We start from the raw sequence: 14,394 nt of genomic DNA, 5'->3' as shown, positions 1-14,394 counted from the left end.
GCAGCAGGGTAGCTATGTACGGACGGGATAACCGCTGAAAGCATCTAAGCGGGAAGCCTCCCTCGAGATAAGATTTCTTAGGACGGTGAAAGACCATCACCTTGATAGATCGGATGTGGAAGTGCGGTAACGCATGGAGCTAACCGATACTAATTGTCCTATTCGCGCTTGAGAGTCCCACCATCAATGACAGCACTGGATGATCCAGCGCCAGGCATCGTGGTTGGATGATAAGCTCGACGCCAGATGATGACGAATATGCAAAGGTGCATCGATTTTAGAACCGTTTTCTCCGCGCCTCACCGGCTTCATTGCCTGGTGGCCATAGCGTCGGTGTCCCACCCGATCCCATCCCGAACTCGGACGTGAAACCCGACTGCGCCGATGGTACTATCGCCTAAGCGATGGAAGAGTAGGTCGTCGCCAGGCATTGCAGCCGGTGAGCGCACGGAAAAAAACAGAACCCATTTACATCTCCTGCCCCGCGAGGGCGCGACCCGCCTCCGCACGACACATCACGTCGTCGGAGGCGCTCGTCTTCCAGCGGAAGGCGCGGCTCAAATGCCGCAACATGGTGACGCGGGGTGGAGCAGCCCGGTAGCTCGTCAGGCTCATAACCTGAAGGTCACAGGTTCAAATCCTGTCCCCGCAACCACCGCCACAGAACGCCCCCTCGAGAGAAATCTCTGGGGGCTTTTTGCGTTTTGGGCAAAGTCGATGAGGTTGGCGGCGGAAGCGACTACGTCGGCCACGGTTTCGCCGTCCTCGACCTCGATGGTGACGCTTTCGATCAATGACCGGATAATCTCGGCCGCTTCCGATCGGAGCCCCTGCTCGTTCAGAGCCGTGCGGATTCCCGCGATCTTCTCCTCGAAGCGTCGGACTAATGCCGGATGCGGCAGAATCTTCGCTTCTTCCAGCCGGTCGGGGCCGAGCCGCGCGAGCAGGGTTTCGCGCTCCTGTTCGCGTTGAGTGAGCAACGCGGCCAGCGTGCTGCTGACTACCCCAGCCAGCAAATTCCTCGACAGGTTCTCGAGCTCGATGTCGAGTTCGGCGAGCCTTCGCTGTATTGACTGTTCCCGTTCGTCGCGCGTGCTCGAGAGCCGGGTCATCTCTCGGTTGAACTCCTTTACGAACACCTCCGCCAGTTCGGGGGTAAGAAGCCGCGACTGCAGCGCGTTCAGGGCAGCGTCTTCCACCGCAGCTACGCGTACGCTCCGGGAGTTCTCGCAAGTTCCGCGTTCGCGGTTCCGCGCGCACCGGTAGTAGTCGCTTCCGACGATCGTGTAGTTCGCTCCGCAGCACCCGCACTTGATCAGGCCCGACAGGAGATGGCGCTTCCGGTTGGTCGAGGCCAGCGCCGCCCCGATCCCCGGGCTTGCACGCCTGGCCACCTCGGCATCGACCGCGGCGCATAGTTCGTCATCCACGATGCGCATGTCGGGCACCTTCACGGTGACCCAGTCCTCTTTGTCACGCAGGCGGTAGCGCCGCTCGCGTCGGTCGCAGTCCGGATCCCGGCGCCACTCACGGCGGCCCCAGATGATCGTGCCGCGGTAGAGCGGGTTATGAAGTATGCCGACGAACTTCTTCGGGTCGCCGCGGATCGTGGAGGCGTTCCATTCGCCGCCCCGGGGGCTCGGAATGCCGTCTTCGTTCAGCGAAGTAGCGATCTGGATGGCCGATCGTCCCGCGGCGAAATCGCGCATAATGCGCCGCACGACCTCGGCCTGCCTCTCGACGACCTCGAACACACCCTTCACCGCCAGGCCGTCTGCACCGATCCTGTCCACACGCTGGTAGCCGTATGCCTTTCCGCCGGCGAGGCGCCCGGCGAGCACGGCGGCCTTCATTCCGCGAAAGGTCTGCCTTTGCAGTTTGGTCAGGAACATCGAACCGAGTAGCCCGGCCACTGCCAGCTTCACCTCGTCTATTTCGCCCTCGTGGCACGTCATCAGACGCACGCGATCGAAGCGCAGCTTCTTGCCGATCCAACTGATGTCCTCACCGTCGCGGGCGATACGGTCCAGGCCCTCGCATACGATGAGGTCAATCTGTCCTGCGCTGACCGCGCTCAGCAATTGCATCAGGCCTGGACGGTCACGCCGATAGCCGCTGACCTCGGGGTCCGCATAGGTGGCTACGACGGTGCCTCCGATGCGCTCGACCAGAGACTGGCACGCCGCGGTCTGGTCGTCGCTCGACTGCGGGTTCTGTTTGTCTGTGCTGTGTCGCGCATAGATCGCGACGCGGGCTGCCTGCATGATGCCTCCTGACGCCATGCTAGACTTCCCGCCGGCCAGTACGCAACGACGCGATTTGATCCGCGGCTGCGTTCATTCTGCGGAAGGTCTCCCATTGGGCCTCGGTCAGGAACACGGAACCGAGCAGGCTTTCCATCGCCAGCTTAACCTCGTTGATCTCGCCCTGGTCGCAGGTCATCAGTCGCACGCGGTCAGAGCGTAGCTTCTTGCCGACCCATCCGATGTCCTCGCCGACGCGGGCGATCCGATCGAGACGTTCGCACACGACGATATCGATCTGTCTTGCACTGACGGCGGTCAGCAGTTGCATCAGGCCGGGGCGATCGCGCCGATAGCCGCTGACATCGTGGTCCGTGAATGTAGCCACGACAGTGCCGCCGAGCCGTTCCACCAAAGTCCGGCAAGCCGCCGCTTGGTCATCGATCGATTGGGGATTCTGCTTGTCGCAGCTGTGGCGCGAATAGATCGCGACCCGGGGTGCCGGCATTATGACTCCTTGCGCCATGCTAGACCTCCCGCCGGCCGACGCGCAACGACGCGACGTGCTCCGCCGCCGCCTGTCGGGCGAGCAGCCGCACGAGCGCGATCTCCGCAGCCTGCACCGACGCGCTAGGCGTCGACTGCATCACGCGGGCCACGGCGGCAGGATGACGGTCCTTCGTTTTCACGGACACTATAGGCTTTTTTTTCGTTGCAGGTTCTGCAAGAAAGTCTCATATTTGTGCGATGACGACCCTAATTGGCAGGAAGATTGGGCGCGAGGTGCGCAAGGCGAGGCTCGCCCGGAAGAACATGACGCAAGCTCGTCTGGCGGAGCGGGTCGGTGTCACGCGGGAGACGATCTACCGTCTGGAGGGTGGTCGCATGGCCACAGCCGACGTGCTGGGACGCGTCTGCGACGTGCTCGGCATCGACCGTGCTAAGTTCAAATACGACAAACCGGCAACAGACGCTTTCGCGCATTACCCCGAACTGACTCTGCTGCGCGACCGGCGGCGCAAGCTCGGTCTTAGGCTGGACCAGTGCGCGGTGGCTGCAGGCGTCAGTGTGTCGACGCTATCCCGCTTCGAATCCGGCCGGGAGTCCAGTCGGGAGCTTGCAAGGTTCGATTCTGGTGGCCGGGCAGTCGCGCTGATCAGCGAGGGACTGGCAAAGATTCTGGAGTTCAACGACGTCGAGGCGCTCGATCGTTATTGGCGGACCGGCAAAGAGCCCTAACACCTGTGTGGAGCAAGCGCGCTTGGCCTACGGCCATCAATGCTTGTCGAAGTCCTCAAGCGTGATGCTGATGATCGGTTCGCCGATGTCTAGCAGCCTTTCCGAACTCACGAGCTTGGCAAGGCGCGCGTCGGCGCGGCGGAAGCCCGGCATCAGGTCCTTTGCGGGAAGACTATCGACCCGTGTGAGCGTCTTCAGTGGTCTATACGTGAAGTGACCGTACTTTCCCTCATGGCCGAAGATGACCACGGGTCGTCCCGTTCCGGCGGGCGCCCACAAGCGGCACTGCCCGTAAAGCACCGCCCTGTTGCCTTCTAGGCGGATCACGCCAAGTCCGTCCGGTGGTCCGCAAGCGTCGTCCACGTCGAACCTCACGTAGATGCGATCGCAACCGTCCGTACGCGTCAGCATCTGATATTTCAGATCGGTGGCGTCCGACATGCCGAAGCCCATCCCGATCAGCACACGCAGATCGGGGGTTTCGTCCCTTTGGCCCATCAGCATAATCCGAAGCGCCGCGGAATATCTCATCATGTTCGCCCGCGCCTGCCGGTCGGAGACAGTGAGCATCTGAAGGCGCAGCCGTGGGTCCAGGATTTCGTCGGGGTCTTCCATGTTCGTTTCCTCATTCGTCAATTTGCGCAGGTGGCCAGCAGCTCCGGTCGCGTGCGCCGGTAATCTCGGACGATCCCACGTGCGAGTTGCAAAGAAGTCTCACGAAATTCGGTCTCGGTGCGGCTGGCCGCGATGGCGACGGCGCCCTGGCTGACATCACGACCCATCGTCATTTGCTCCGGAGCCGACTGCCCGGTGCGGTCGCGGCGGCAGGGTTGCGGGGCGGCCACGCCGCCCCCCCCTGGCGGTCAGGCCGCCCGCCGGATTTCGGCGAAGACTTCCTGCCCCTCGTTGCGGAAGGTCGTCATGAAGCCGCCGCTACCGCGGTCGGTCAGATCGTCCGACTGGAGGAGGGTGTTCAGGCGCGAGCGCGCGCGCCGCAGTCCGGCCATGAGGTCCCCGGGCAGGGGCTTGCCAACCTTTCGGAGCGGCTGGCCGCGGCGGAACGCGAAGTAGCCCTGCACGTCGGCTTTGTCCTCGCCGACCGGGACGATCAATGCACGCCCGTCGTTGGAAGGCGACCAGAGCAGGCAACGGCCGTAGCAGACGACGTGATCGTCCTCGACGCGGAAAAGGCCAAACCCGATCGCAGGCCCGGAGGCGTCGTCGACGTCGAACGCGATGTGGAGGTGTTCGCGTTCGGCGCGCCGCGTGACGGCGGCGTACAGGTTCTCGTCGCCGCCGAGGAGTCGGAAGCCCGCGTTGATGACTGGTTCATCGCCGAGCCACTCCGTTCCGCGGCGCCCCGCGATCAATAGGTTGTAGGCGGCGACGTGCCGTAGCATGTTCGCGCTTGCGGCCGGATCGTTCGCCGAAAGCAGTTCCAGCTCATGGCGCGCTTCACGCATTTCGTCTGTCTCGTTCATCATTTCTTAAATCCTTCCGAGTTAGGCGAAGCCTGCGGGGCCGGGCCCGGCCTCCGCTTTTTCCCATCTTCCCTGCTTCGCACTCAGAAAGCACAGCAGTGCTTATCGCGCGCAGCGCGTTGCCGCGCCGGGAGGCTGCGGCCGGCGGCCGGCGTGGCCATCGCTCGAGCTGGGCGTTTTCCTCGAGCGCAGCGCAAGGCGAGGATTTTCCTCGAGGCTTCATGGCCATCGTTCGCGATGCACGTTGCCCGTCAGATCTACTTCGGCCCGCAAGTAAGGAACCTCAGAACGGGCACCATGATTTGTGCACTGCAACATAATCTCTGCTGGACCGTTGAATATCGTCGCATCCAGCGGCGCGGAGAAGCAGTTTGCGGCGCATGTCAGACACGATCGCACGTCTTTCCGCCGCTGCGCACCAGCAAGGCCTGGCTGGCGTCGGCACACCGTCCAAGCTCGATGCCTTGACCGACTTCGGAAGCAATCCGGGCGCGCTCCGAGCCTTTGTTCATATCCCCGCCGACTTATCGCTTGGGGTGCCGTTGGTGGTCGTCCTGCATGGATGCACGCAATCTGCCGGAGGCTACGATCGCGCTTCAGGTTGGTCGCAGCTGGCCGAGAAGGCGGGGTTCGCCGTGCTTTATCCGGAGCAGCAGCGTGGCAACAACGCAAACGGGTGCTTCAACTGGTTCGAGCCTGCCGATACGCGGCGCGGATCCGGAGAGGCTGCGTCGATCCGTCAAATGATCGCCGCGATGCGAGAGCGGCACGGCGTGGATGAGCGACGGATCTTCGTCGTTGGTCTCTCGGCAGGTGGAGCCATGGCGGCGACGATGTTGGCGGTGTATCCGGAGGTCTTCGCCGGCGGAGCCATAATCGCGGGACTTCCGCACGGTGTTGCCGCGGGGGTTAGCCAGGCGCTCGACCGCATGCGCGGGCATGGGCTCCCCGACGAAGACCGGCTGGGCGCGGCCTTGCGCGGGGCGTCGGCTCATTCCGGACCCTGGCCGCGCATCTCCATCTGGCACGGCGGCGCGGACGCGACGGTCAGCGTCAGGAATGCCGATGCGATCCTGGCACAGTGGCGGGGCGTTCACGGGCTGGCCGCAAGCGCAGCCAGGATTGATCAGGTCGACAATTTCCCGCGCCGCACCTGGCAGGGGCCCGATGGCGTCGACCTCATCGAGGAGTACATCCTTCCAGGCATGGGGCACGGCACGCCCCTAAAGACGTCCGGCGCGGACGGTTACGGAAACGCCGCTCCCTATATGCTGGATGTTGGCATCTCCTCGACGCTTCGGATCGCGGAGTTCTGGGAGATAGCGGCGTCGGGCGTGCCGGCTGCGGCCGATCGGAAGCCTGCTGCGACGGAGCTGCTACGTCAGTCCGCACAGGTAGGTGAGCGAAGGTCGCGCCCTGCATCAGAACCGCTCGATGCAGTCGGCTCGCCTTCGGGTGTCGGCAGGATCATTGAAGACGCTTTGCGGGCTGCGGGTCTGATGAAGTAGCCACGCGGCATGGCCGCGGCTCGGCGGATTGGTCGATACAACGGCATCGATTGTCCTGTGCGCTCGGTTGCAGCTTGGCCCCAGCGGTTTGTCGGACCGCTCCCAGCCCGCTATCCAACGCGAAGCGGGTGCCGTGAAATAGGGGTCAGGTCTAAGGCCGGGGGGTGCCCGATGGGTGCCGGTGTTGATCTGGGCCTAAATAGCGGACCTCCGTGGTTGCGATTGGGGAAGGGGGCGGAAGCATGAACCGGAAGCGCTGAGCGCGACGGCGGGCGGCGCCTTCGGCCGAACGGATTGACCATTTAGACGCGTCTTCGCGTCTTGGCGCGAGGGCCCCTAGGAGTTGCTCAATCGAGCAGCTCGGCCGGATCTCGTCACGTTGTCAGTTCCTCGAACTGCGCCGTCGTCAGACGGGCGCCCGACAGCGCTCCCGCCAGCCAGATCACTGAGTTTTCTTCGTTCACCGTGGTATTCGCCGCGGACGCGAGGTCCCTCACTGCCAGCATCGTCGCACGTAGTTCGGCGACGCTGGCGGTGGGCGGCGTGAATTCGCCACGCGCCGGCCATCTGCGGAATGCCACCAGCCACCATGCCCCGACACAGCGGAGGACGTGGCGGTCCGGCTTGCAGATGTCATGTCCGAGCAGCTTCAGCAATTCGGCGGAGAGCGCTACCCCGAACCCAGGCAGTTTCCACTTCGGAGATGTCCCGAGCGCTACGGCGGCATCTTCGACGACGCCTAGGCAATCTGCGATGCAATCCGCGAAGTACCCTTCGGCACCATCGCGACCGCACGAGTATTGCGCAAGGATCGCCGCAGCGCCGTGGATCCCGCGGATGGTGCGCCGCAAACCCGTTGAGCCCGCCTTCCTCCCCAGAAACCATTGGTTCACGCTGGTCTCGACCTCGGCCAGTGGGCGGTCGGCGAACGCGGACATGTCGAATTGAAGAAAAGGAACTGCCAACTCGGACGATATTCGTTCGATGGTAGTGGCCTTGGTGTTTCCGGATATTGCCGCGCGCACGACCGCCTGAAATGTCTCCTCATCGGTGAAGCGTCGGCCGGCGCGTCGGCGGCGGGTATTGGCGTCGACCATGGCATCGGCCGCGCGTGCTTCCCACTGGGGGTCCCACTCGCTCAACCTCTGACGCAGTCTTTCATCCAGACGCCTCAGCCGACGCGCGGCCGACGGAGGCGTCTCATCGGAAATCGTCATTCAGCAACCGATCGCGTGAGGTTCGTCAGCTGGGCATGCTCGATACGTCGGCACTAGCGCGCCCGTTCCTAGCGCTCCACACCCATGTAGCGTTCGTATGCCTCGGAATACCTCTTTGCGATGAGCGCCTGTTCGGCGGCGTCCGCCTCTTCAGCGAGCTTCAGGAACCAGGTGCCTTCCTCGGAGTACATGTGATGGGCGACAGCCCCTTCGATGTGGCCGAGCTTGTCGAGATAATCCTCACTCATTGGATCGAGCCGCTCAAGCAGGCCCATCTCCATCTTTGCGGCCGACTGCTCCTGATAGGCCAGTTCGGCGTGCCCCACCTGATGCTCGGCGGCGAGCGCAGGGTAGATCGCTGCCTCCTCGGCTATCGAGTGACCGGTCAGGATCAACCCGAGCTTCTTTTGTGCGGCCCGACGCGCGTCTGGATCCGACGTCGTTTTGAGTTCCGCGAATGCGGCCTCGATCTGGCGGTGGTGTTGGAGTATCTGCGAGAGCCAGTCACCGGATTTAGCTGCCGCCTCTGCCTTCGCACGCGCCTTTGCCCGTGCCTCGTCGCTTTCCGGTGGCGTTACGGCTGCGATCGCTTTGTCCAGCAGTGACATTGGTTTCTCCCGGGATACGGTGTCTCTCTGGTCGAATAACAGGTTGTCGGGTCTCACCGTTCCGCGGATTCGTGCCAACTTGGGTTAGTTCTCGCCAGTTCCATCGCCGGATCGGATCATTCGCCCTGAGCCTTCTCGATCCGATAGGATAGCCAACGCAGCATCATTCCAATCACCGACGCGGCCATGCCTCCCAGGAGGCAAGCGAGAAGAACTGGATTTGACTTTACTGAGTTCCAGGAAACGACGCCCAGCAGCAGCACGCTGACGGTGGAGACGCCGTAGCCGATTGTCTTGACGAGGGTCGGGGTGAGCTGCGTGACCTTGGGCGGTCGGTGACCAAGACTTACAGGGCGGTTTTCCATAAGGTCCGTACCTAGCGAAGATCAGGCGTCAGCCGAATCGTTTCAGCATAGTCGAGCGTCCGCCCGGAGGAGATTACCTCATCGGTATCATCCGCATTGAAGGCGAGCAGGTCGGCTACCTGGACACCTTGCGGATCGATCACGGTGAGCATGTCGCCAGCCATGAGCCGGAACGCGGCGCCGCTACGCGGCGGGATTTCTTTTACGTCGGGCATAACGCCGGTGACCCACGGACGCTGAACGGGCAGGTCCATTCCTGTCCGACCTTCCTGCCGCTGTACTGACGCGCTTCGCTCGTCTCGCCGTGTCGCGAGAGCATTGGGTTGCGCGTGCCCGCGAGCGCTTCGTCCCGCACGAGGATTTTCTCGCGCATCGTCTCGTATTTTCCTTCGGCGCGTAGCTGCTCGAACTGATCGTGGAGGTTGAACACCAGCGTGGGAACATGGAAGCGGCGTGCGGGCCGGCTCGCGTGGGGATGCAGCCCGACGACGAAGAACGCCTCTCCTCCGAAACTCAGAGAGAAGTGCGGATCGTCTGGATCGCTGCTCACCTTTGCATCGTACTCGTAGCCGCGCCATGCGTCCTTGTCGGACAGCGATTGCAGCCGCGTCCACAGCGCCCTTTCGAACTGGATCTCGTCGAGGTCCTTGGGCCCGTCGAACGTGATCGCGAGGCTGCGGAAGAGAGAGGGGTCGGCCTGGTAGCTCGTGGCGAAATGGGAAATGGCGTCATGTATGCGGAGGTCGTCCCAAGAGCTCTCGATGTTCTTGCAGGCGAGGACCGAGAGCGTTCCGCGTGCCAGCGCGGCCTTCGCGCCCACGCACGGGAACGCCGGGTCCGACACATATTCGGCCAGCGCTTTCTCGTTTTCCAGCTGTGTTGGGTGATGCCAGCGAAAGAGCGGCGTCGGGGGTGCGGCCATGGCGATATTACGCGGCGCTGCGGCGCGCCGTTCCCAAAATTAATCCAAGATAGGGCGATTTCGGGGGCTTCTGCGGGTCAGATTGAAGGACCCTTGCCCAGACGACTACACTATGCGCTGCTGGGCGTTCTCGTTGTCAGGTCGAAGGAATTACCTCCGGCGACTACGTGGAGGCGCACGCCGAACATCGAGAGCGGTTCGTCGCGCCGAGCCTCCGCGATGTTCGAATGCGAGACGTCCGTGCCGTCGACGACATATACGGCGCCCGCGCCGATCACCTTGAAACGACCGTTCTCGACGACGATCGCCGTGTCCTCGTCGATCCCGATCCCAAGTACGCGAGGGTTTTGCGCGACCGCGCCCAGCAGCCGCCCGATCCGGCCGCGCTCCGCGAAATGCTGGTCGATGATGACGTCTTTGATCAGACCCAGACCAGGGGCCATGTTGAGGTCGCCGATGCGGTGCGATTCCGCGCTTGAGCCGCGCACAAGCATGGTGTCGCTCATCACCGAGGCGCCTGCGGACGTGCCGGCGATTAACCCGCCACGGCGGTGGATGGCACGGACCATCTCCTCGATGGGCGTGTCGCCTATCTGGCTCGAGATCCGCAGCTGGTCTCCGCCCGTGAAGAACAATCCTGCCGCGTCGGCGAGCATGGCTTTGGTCTCGGGCGAACGCGTCTCGTCTCGCTCGTTCACGTAGAGTTCGACGAGGTCGTTGACGCCTAGCGCGCCAAACGCCGCCTTGTAGGCGTCGAAATAGCCGTCCGGTTCATGGCTTGCGACGGTCGCGATCACCAGCCGTCCACTTCCAAGTCGGTCGGCAATCTCCTTCAGGATGGTCCGATCTCCATCCTTGTCCTCATGGCCGCCGATGATGATGAGTGGCCCAGTGCTATCAACCACGTGTCAGATATCCTTTCACTTCGTCCAGATGCACGCCGGCGACCCCGTCGGGCAGCCAGCTGGCGGCCAGTGCGACGGCGAAGTGCTCGCTGTTGTGGTCGATGCCGAACCTTCCCTTGCAGTCGATCGCGATGATGCCCGCTTCTCCGCCGACGCGCGAAAGCTGGCGTAGCGCGCGGGATACCGCGTTCGGCGCCTCTTCCACCTTCAAAGCGTCGATCACCCGTGTCGCCAGAAGCACGCGGAGAATGCTCTCGCCGTCCCCGGAGATAGCCACGCCTCCGGCCTCGTTGTCCGCGTAGAAGCCGCAGCCCGGTATGGGTGCGTCGCCCACGCGCCCAGGCAACTGACCCGGCAGTCCGCCCGTCGACGTCCCCACGGCAATACGGCCTTCGCGGTCGATGGCGACGCAACCAACCGTATCGTGCTCCCCGTCCGCCGCTGCCGAAGCCGGCAGATCGTATTCCTCGACTCCCCGAGAACGCGCGAACTCAATCGCGCCGGATCCCGCAAGAAGAACCGTTTGCTCTGGCAAGAGAAGTCTTGCGACACTAACCGGATTGCGGACCCCGGACAGCGCAGCCACCGCGCCGATCGCGAGCGTACTTCCATCCATCATCGCGGCGTCCGTCTCGACCGCACCTTCGCACGTGGGCACGGACCCGCTGCCGGCGTTGAATGTGGGGTCGTCCTCCAGATGGCGGACGACCTGTTCGACGGCGTCGAGGGCGCTTCCGCCCTGTGCGAGGATCTCGGCGCCGATCCGCGCCGCGGCGAGGCATCCTGCACGGTTTGCCGCTTGGTCGCGGGCGGTGATCGTGCGCGCGCCTCCGTGCACCACGATTGACCAACGGGGATCATCCATCGGCGTTGACCAGTTCATCGTCTTTCGCCGGTTCGAAGGCACAGACGATCTTCCAGACCAGATCGACCTGCGACGGGCTAAGCACCACGACATCGCCAGGCTTCGCTAGGCTGAGGCTGAACGCGGTTGCTTCGGCTTCGTCCACGATCCTATGGATGCGATCACCTGAGAGCCCCGCGGACAGTGCGCCCTTGGACATCATCGCATTGATCTCGCCTCGTGGTCGACCGCGACCGTCGGGCGTCTCCCGGAACACCAGTTCATCGAATATGGAGGCGGCGAGTTTGCCCATGCCGACAAGATCCTCGTCCCGCCGGTCGCCGGGAACACTGTACACCCCGATGAATCTCCTTCCCGGTTTTCGGAGGGTGTCGAGGAATTTGCTCAGTGCCGTGACGGCGGCGGGATTGTGTGCGTAATCCACGATCACGGTCACGCCTCCGCGGTCCACGATGTTGAGCCGCCCCGGGCTCTCGGAATAACTGCTCGAAAAGCTCGACAACGCCGCCGCGATGATGGCCGTCTCGACCCCGAGGGCGACGGCCATGGCCGTAGCCGCCAAGGCATTCTCCGTGTTGAAGGCGGCGGCCCCGGCGAGGGTCGCGGGGATGCTGCCCACCGGAACGACGACCTCCCGCAGATTGTTGCGGTAGAGGACGATGACATCCTCACCGGCCTCTGGCTCGCGCGTCACCGCGAGGCCGCCGGCGGCGACATGGTCGCGCACCTCGTCTGTGGGCGCCGCCATGGAGAACCAGCAGAGCCGGCCACGGGCGCTCCGCGCCATGCGCCGAGTCAGCGGGTCATCGGCATTGAGGACGCTGCATCCGCGTCGCGCGACGGCCTCCACTACGACCGACTTCACGTTCGCGAGGTCCTGGACGCTGTTGATGCCCTTGAGACCAAGATGGTCCTCCGTGACGTTGAGGACGCAGCCGACGTCGCACCGATCGAAGCCGAGACCCTCGCGGAGAAGCCCGCCGCGCGCGGTCTCGAGGACGGCGGCGTCGACGGTGGGATTGCCCAGGATCATGCGCGCGCTCTTTGGCCCGCTCGCGTCGGCCGACTTTATGAGCCGGTCGCCGATGTAGATGCCGGTCGTGGACGTAAGGCCGACGGTCATTCCCCTTTCGCGAAGGATGCGCGCCACCATCCTGGCGGTTGTGGACTTACCGTTCGTGCCCGTTATCGCGATGATCGGGATCCGACTGGCGCTAGCGCGTGGGAACAGCAGGTCCACGATCGGCCCGGCGACGTCGCGGGGGCTTCCCGAGGATGGCGCGAGGTGCATGCGCAACCCCGGCGCGGCGTTTACCTCGACGATTCCGCCGCCCGTTTCCGAAACTGGCCTCGTGATATCCGGGGACAGGAAGTCGATGCCGGCGACATCGAGGCCGATCGCCGCGGCCGCTTGCTCGGCGACGAAGATGTTTTCCGGATGCACGTCGTCCGTGCAATCCTCGGCGGTTCCCCCGGTCGAGAGGTTCGCCGTCTCGCGGAGCCGCACCAAGCGGCCTGCTTCAGGAATGGATGTGCTGGAAAGACCCTGGTCTTCGAGCACGCGTTCGACGGCGGAGTCGATCACAATACGCGTGAGCAGGTTCTCGTGGCCGACACCTCTACGGGGGTCCTCGTTCGCGCGGGCCACGAGCGCTGCGACGTCGCTAGCACCGTCGCCCAGTACCGCCGCCGGCAGGCGCCGGGCCACCGCGACGACCTTCCCGCCCACCACGAGGAAGCGGTGGTCTTCGCCGACGATCTGTTCCTCGACGATCACGCGTGGCGAGTGATCCCTGGCGGTCTCGAACGCCCTTGCGAGCGCAGCCTCGCCGCTCACGTTGAGGGACACACCTCGCCCATGGTTGGCGTTCAACGGCTTGACTACCCATGGGCTTGCGAGGCGCTTGGCTTCTCGGATCGCCTCGTCGAGAGAACGCGTGACCGCTCCGCGTGGGGCGGGCAGGGCGGCGTCGCGAAGCAACTGCCTGGTCAATTGCTTGTCACCAGCTAGTTCGACCGCGACGTGCGACGTCTGACCCGTCACGCTCGCCCGGATGCGGCGTTGGCGGCGGCCAATGCCAAGTTGTATGAGACTGCGATCGTCGAGGCGGCTGACGGGGATGCCACGCTGCTTGGCGGCGTCAACGATGGCCTGAGTGCTCGGTCCGAGACTCGTCTTGCGGATGGCCGAGCCGAGCTCGGCAACGACCGCGGCCAGCGGGGCGTCGTTCGGGACGCTGGTCGCGGGGAGGACCCGCTCCCCGCGAAGCTCCCGGAACTCGCCCGGAAGCAGGTTGCTGACGATGCGGAGCGCGTGCAGGCCGGCGAGCAAGGCGGCCTGCTCGTCGCGGTATTCGAATAGGATGTCGTAGAAGCCGGGACGGCCCGCCACGGAGCGGGTCTTGCCCCGGGTCACGTCGGCACCTGCCAGCGACTGCAGCTCAAGGGCCACGTGCTCGGCCACGTGGCCCAGCCAGGTCCCCTCGGCCATCCGCTCGACGAGCCCGCCCGCGCGACCCTTGCTGCAATGATGCCGCCTGAGCCCTGGAAGCAGATCCAGGAGTGCCGCCGCAAATCCAGGGAGCGTGTCGGTCGGGCGCGTTTCAAGAGGCCCCAGGTCGATTCTGATCCGGACCATCGCCCGCCGACTGTGGATGTTGGGTCCACGATAGATCGCCCGCTCTACGATCGTGATGCCGGAGACATGCGAGATCGTGCCGTCCAGGTCACTTTCCTCGCGCCTCGCGCTTAATAAGAAGCTCTCCAATTTCCGTCCTCTTCGGGGTGGAGCGCGTTGAACGCGGCGACGGCCGGTGCAGATGCCCGGATTCGCACTAACCCAGATTACTGCTATCCCCCGGTGCAAACACGACGCGGGAAGGTCTCTCGTGAAGCGTCGTGGGGGAGCGGCGAAAACTAACCCAGTATAGGGCGAATTTGCGGCGAGCGGACCAACTCCCCGCCTGGGCCATCCGGCCGTTGCGCTGGCGTACGGTATTGTCGTGCCTTACGCACGATGGCATCCACCGGCCATGGATGAC

The 14,394-nt window shown here is 64.0% G+C and carries 13 protein-coding genes, 1 tRNA gene, 2 rRNA genes and 2 pseudogenes (1 of these 18 only partly in view); 6 read left to right on the top strand and 12 right to left on the bottom strand.

Translation table 11 applies throughout. From position 1 onward, the window contains the following. The 4 genes from ACM61V_RS16675 to ACM61V_RS16660 form a co-directional block, all read left to right on the top strand. Positions 1 to 173 (top strand): 23S ribosomal RNA (locus tag ACM61V_RS16675) (it extends 2,619 nt beyond the left edge of the window). Between the two features lie 141 nt (positions 174 to 314). After that, positions 315 to 429, top strand: a 5S ribosomal RNA gene (gene rrf / locus ACM61V_RS16670). A 149-nt stretch (positions 430 to 578) separates the two neighbouring features. Continuing rightward, a tRNA-Met gene (locus ACM61V_RS16665) sits at positions 579 to 655 on the top strand. A gap of 238 nt (positions 656 to 893) precedes the next feature. Next, complete coding sequence (locus tag ACM61V_RS16660) at positions 894 to 1,073, top strand: hypothetical protein (protein ID WP_249341707.1); 180 nt, start codon at positions 894 to 896, stop codon at positions 1,071 to 1,073. Between the two features lie 111 nt (positions 1,074 to 1,184). Here the strand turns inward: ACM61V_RS16660 and ACM61V_RS16655 are convergent. Both ACM61V_RS16655 and ACM61V_RS16650 read right to left on the bottom strand, forming a co-directional pair. Beyond that, positions 1,185 to 2,264, bottom strand: a pseudogene (locus tag ACM61V_RS16655) (recombinase family protein); the annotation flags it as partial. A 19-nt stretch (positions 2,265 to 2,283) separates the two neighbouring features. Next, a complete protein-coding gene (locus ACM61V_RS16650) occupies positions 2,284 to 2,751 on the bottom strand; it encodes a recombinase family protein (RefSeq protein ID WP_171007667.1) in 468 nt (155 codons plus the stop codon). Between the two features lie 239 nt (positions 2,752 to 2,990). Between ACM61V_RS16650 and ACM61V_RS16645 the strand changes: the two genes are divergently transcribed. Beyond that, the gene (locus ACM61V_RS16645) at positions 2,991 to 3,482 is read left to right on the top strand and encodes a helix-turn-helix transcriptional regulator (RefSeq protein ID WP_137788079.1); all 492 of its coding nucleotides are present in this window, start codon (positions 2,991 to 2,993) and stop codon (positions 3,480 to 3,482) included. Positions 3,483 to 3,518: 36 nt separating this feature from the next. Here ACM61V_RS16645 and ACM61V_RS16640 read toward each other — a convergent pair whose 3' ends face one another. Further along, the gene (locus ACM61V_RS16640; RefSeq protein WP_137788078.1) at positions 3,519 to 4,097 is read right to left on the bottom strand and encodes a hypothetical protein; all 579 of its coding nucleotides are present in this window, start codon (positions 4,095 to 4,097) and stop codon (positions 3,519 to 3,521) included. Positions 4,098 to 4,345: 248 nt separating this feature from the next. Beyond that, complete coding sequence (locus tag ACM61V_RS16635; RefSeq protein WP_137788077.1) at positions 4,346 to 4,966, bottom strand: hypothetical protein; 621 nt, start codon at positions 4,964 to 4,966, stop codon at positions 4,346 to 4,348. 377 nt (positions 4,967 to 5,343) lie between these two features. On the opposite strand from ACM61V_RS16635, the gene ACM61V_RS16630 reads away from it, so the two are divergent. Further along, positions 5,344 to 6,471 carry an alpha/beta hydrolase family esterase gene (locus tag ACM61V_RS16630; RefSeq protein WP_137788076.1) on the top strand — a complete coding sequence of 376 codons (1,128 nt, stop codon included), beginning with the start codon at positions 5,344 to 5,346 and terminating at the stop codon, positions 6,469 to 6,471. A 374-nt stretch (positions 6,472 to 6,845) separates the two neighbouring features. Here ACM61V_RS16630 and ACM61V_RS16625 read toward each other — a convergent pair whose 3' ends face one another. From ACM61V_RS16625 to cphA, 8 genes and pseudogenes are all read right to left on the bottom strand, one after another. Beyond that, positions 6,846 to 7,613 carry a hypothetical protein gene (locus tag ACM61V_RS16625; RefSeq protein ID WP_419714192.1) on the bottom strand — a complete coding sequence of 256 codons (768 nt, stop codon included), beginning with the start codon at positions 7,611 to 7,613 and terminating at the stop codon, positions 6,846 to 6,848. A gap of 143 nt (positions 7,614 to 7,756) precedes the next feature. After that, the gene (locus tag ACM61V_RS16620; RefSeq protein WP_419714191.1) at positions 7,757 to 8,296 is read right to left on the bottom strand and encodes a hemerythrin domain-containing protein; all 540 of its coding nucleotides are present in this window, start codon (positions 8,294 to 8,296) and stop codon (positions 7,757 to 7,759) included. A 116-nt stretch (positions 8,297 to 8,412) separates the two neighbouring features. Beyond that, complete coding sequence (locus ACM61V_RS16615; protein WP_137788074.1) at positions 8,413 to 8,661, bottom strand: hypothetical protein; 249 nt, start codon at positions 8,659 to 8,661, stop codon at positions 8,413 to 8,415. Positions 8,662 to 8,687: 26 nt separating this feature from the next. Further along, positions 8,688 to 8,876: pseudogene (locus tag ACM61V_RS16610) on the bottom strand (DUF1989 domain-containing protein); the annotation flags it as partial. After that, positions 8,864 to 9,583 carry a guanitoxin biosynthesis heme-dependent pre-guanitoxin N-hydroxylase GntA gene (gene gntA, locus ACM61V_RS16605; protein WP_419714190.1) on the bottom strand — a complete coding sequence of 240 codons (720 nt, stop codon included), beginning with the start codon at positions 9,581 to 9,583 and terminating at the stop codon, positions 8,864 to 8,866. The gene gntA and the pseudogene ACM61V_RS16610, both read right to left, overlap by 13 nt. 110 nt (positions 9,584 to 9,693) lie before the next feature. Next, positions 9,694 to 10,488, bottom strand: coding sequence for a cyanophycinase (locus ACM61V_RS16600; protein WP_137788072.1), 795 nt, complete (start codon positions 10,486 to 10,488; stop codon positions 9,694 to 9,696). Continuing rightward, on the bottom strand, positions 10,481 to 11,371 hold the full coding sequence (locus ACM61V_RS16595; RefSeq protein ID WP_419714189.1) for an isoaspartyl peptidase/L-asparaginase family protein: 891 nt from the start codon (positions 11,369 to 11,371) through the stop codon (positions 10,481 to 10,483). Before ACM61V_RS16595 ends, ACM61V_RS16600 begins: the two co-directional genes overlap by 8 nt. Further along, positions 11,346 to 14,120 (bottom strand): cyanophycin synthetase, encoded by a 2,775-nt coding sequence (gene cphA / locus ACM61V_RS16590; protein ID WP_249341703.1) that lies wholly within the window; start codon positions 14,118 to 14,120, stop codon positions 11,346 to 11,348. Before cphA ends, ACM61V_RS16595 begins: the two co-directional genes overlap by 26 nt. Positions 14,121 to 14,394 lie beyond the last annotated feature (274 nt).

The organism is Sphingomonas sp. TX0543 (assembly GCF_048565505.1).
In the GTDB taxonomy this organism is placed as follows: Bacteria; Pseudomonadota; Alphaproteobacteria; order Sphingomonadales; family Sphingomonadaceae; genus Sphingomonas.
The sequence above is the reverse complement of the archived record's forward strand: the minus strand, read 5'-3'. Positions and strand labels throughout refer to the sequence as shown.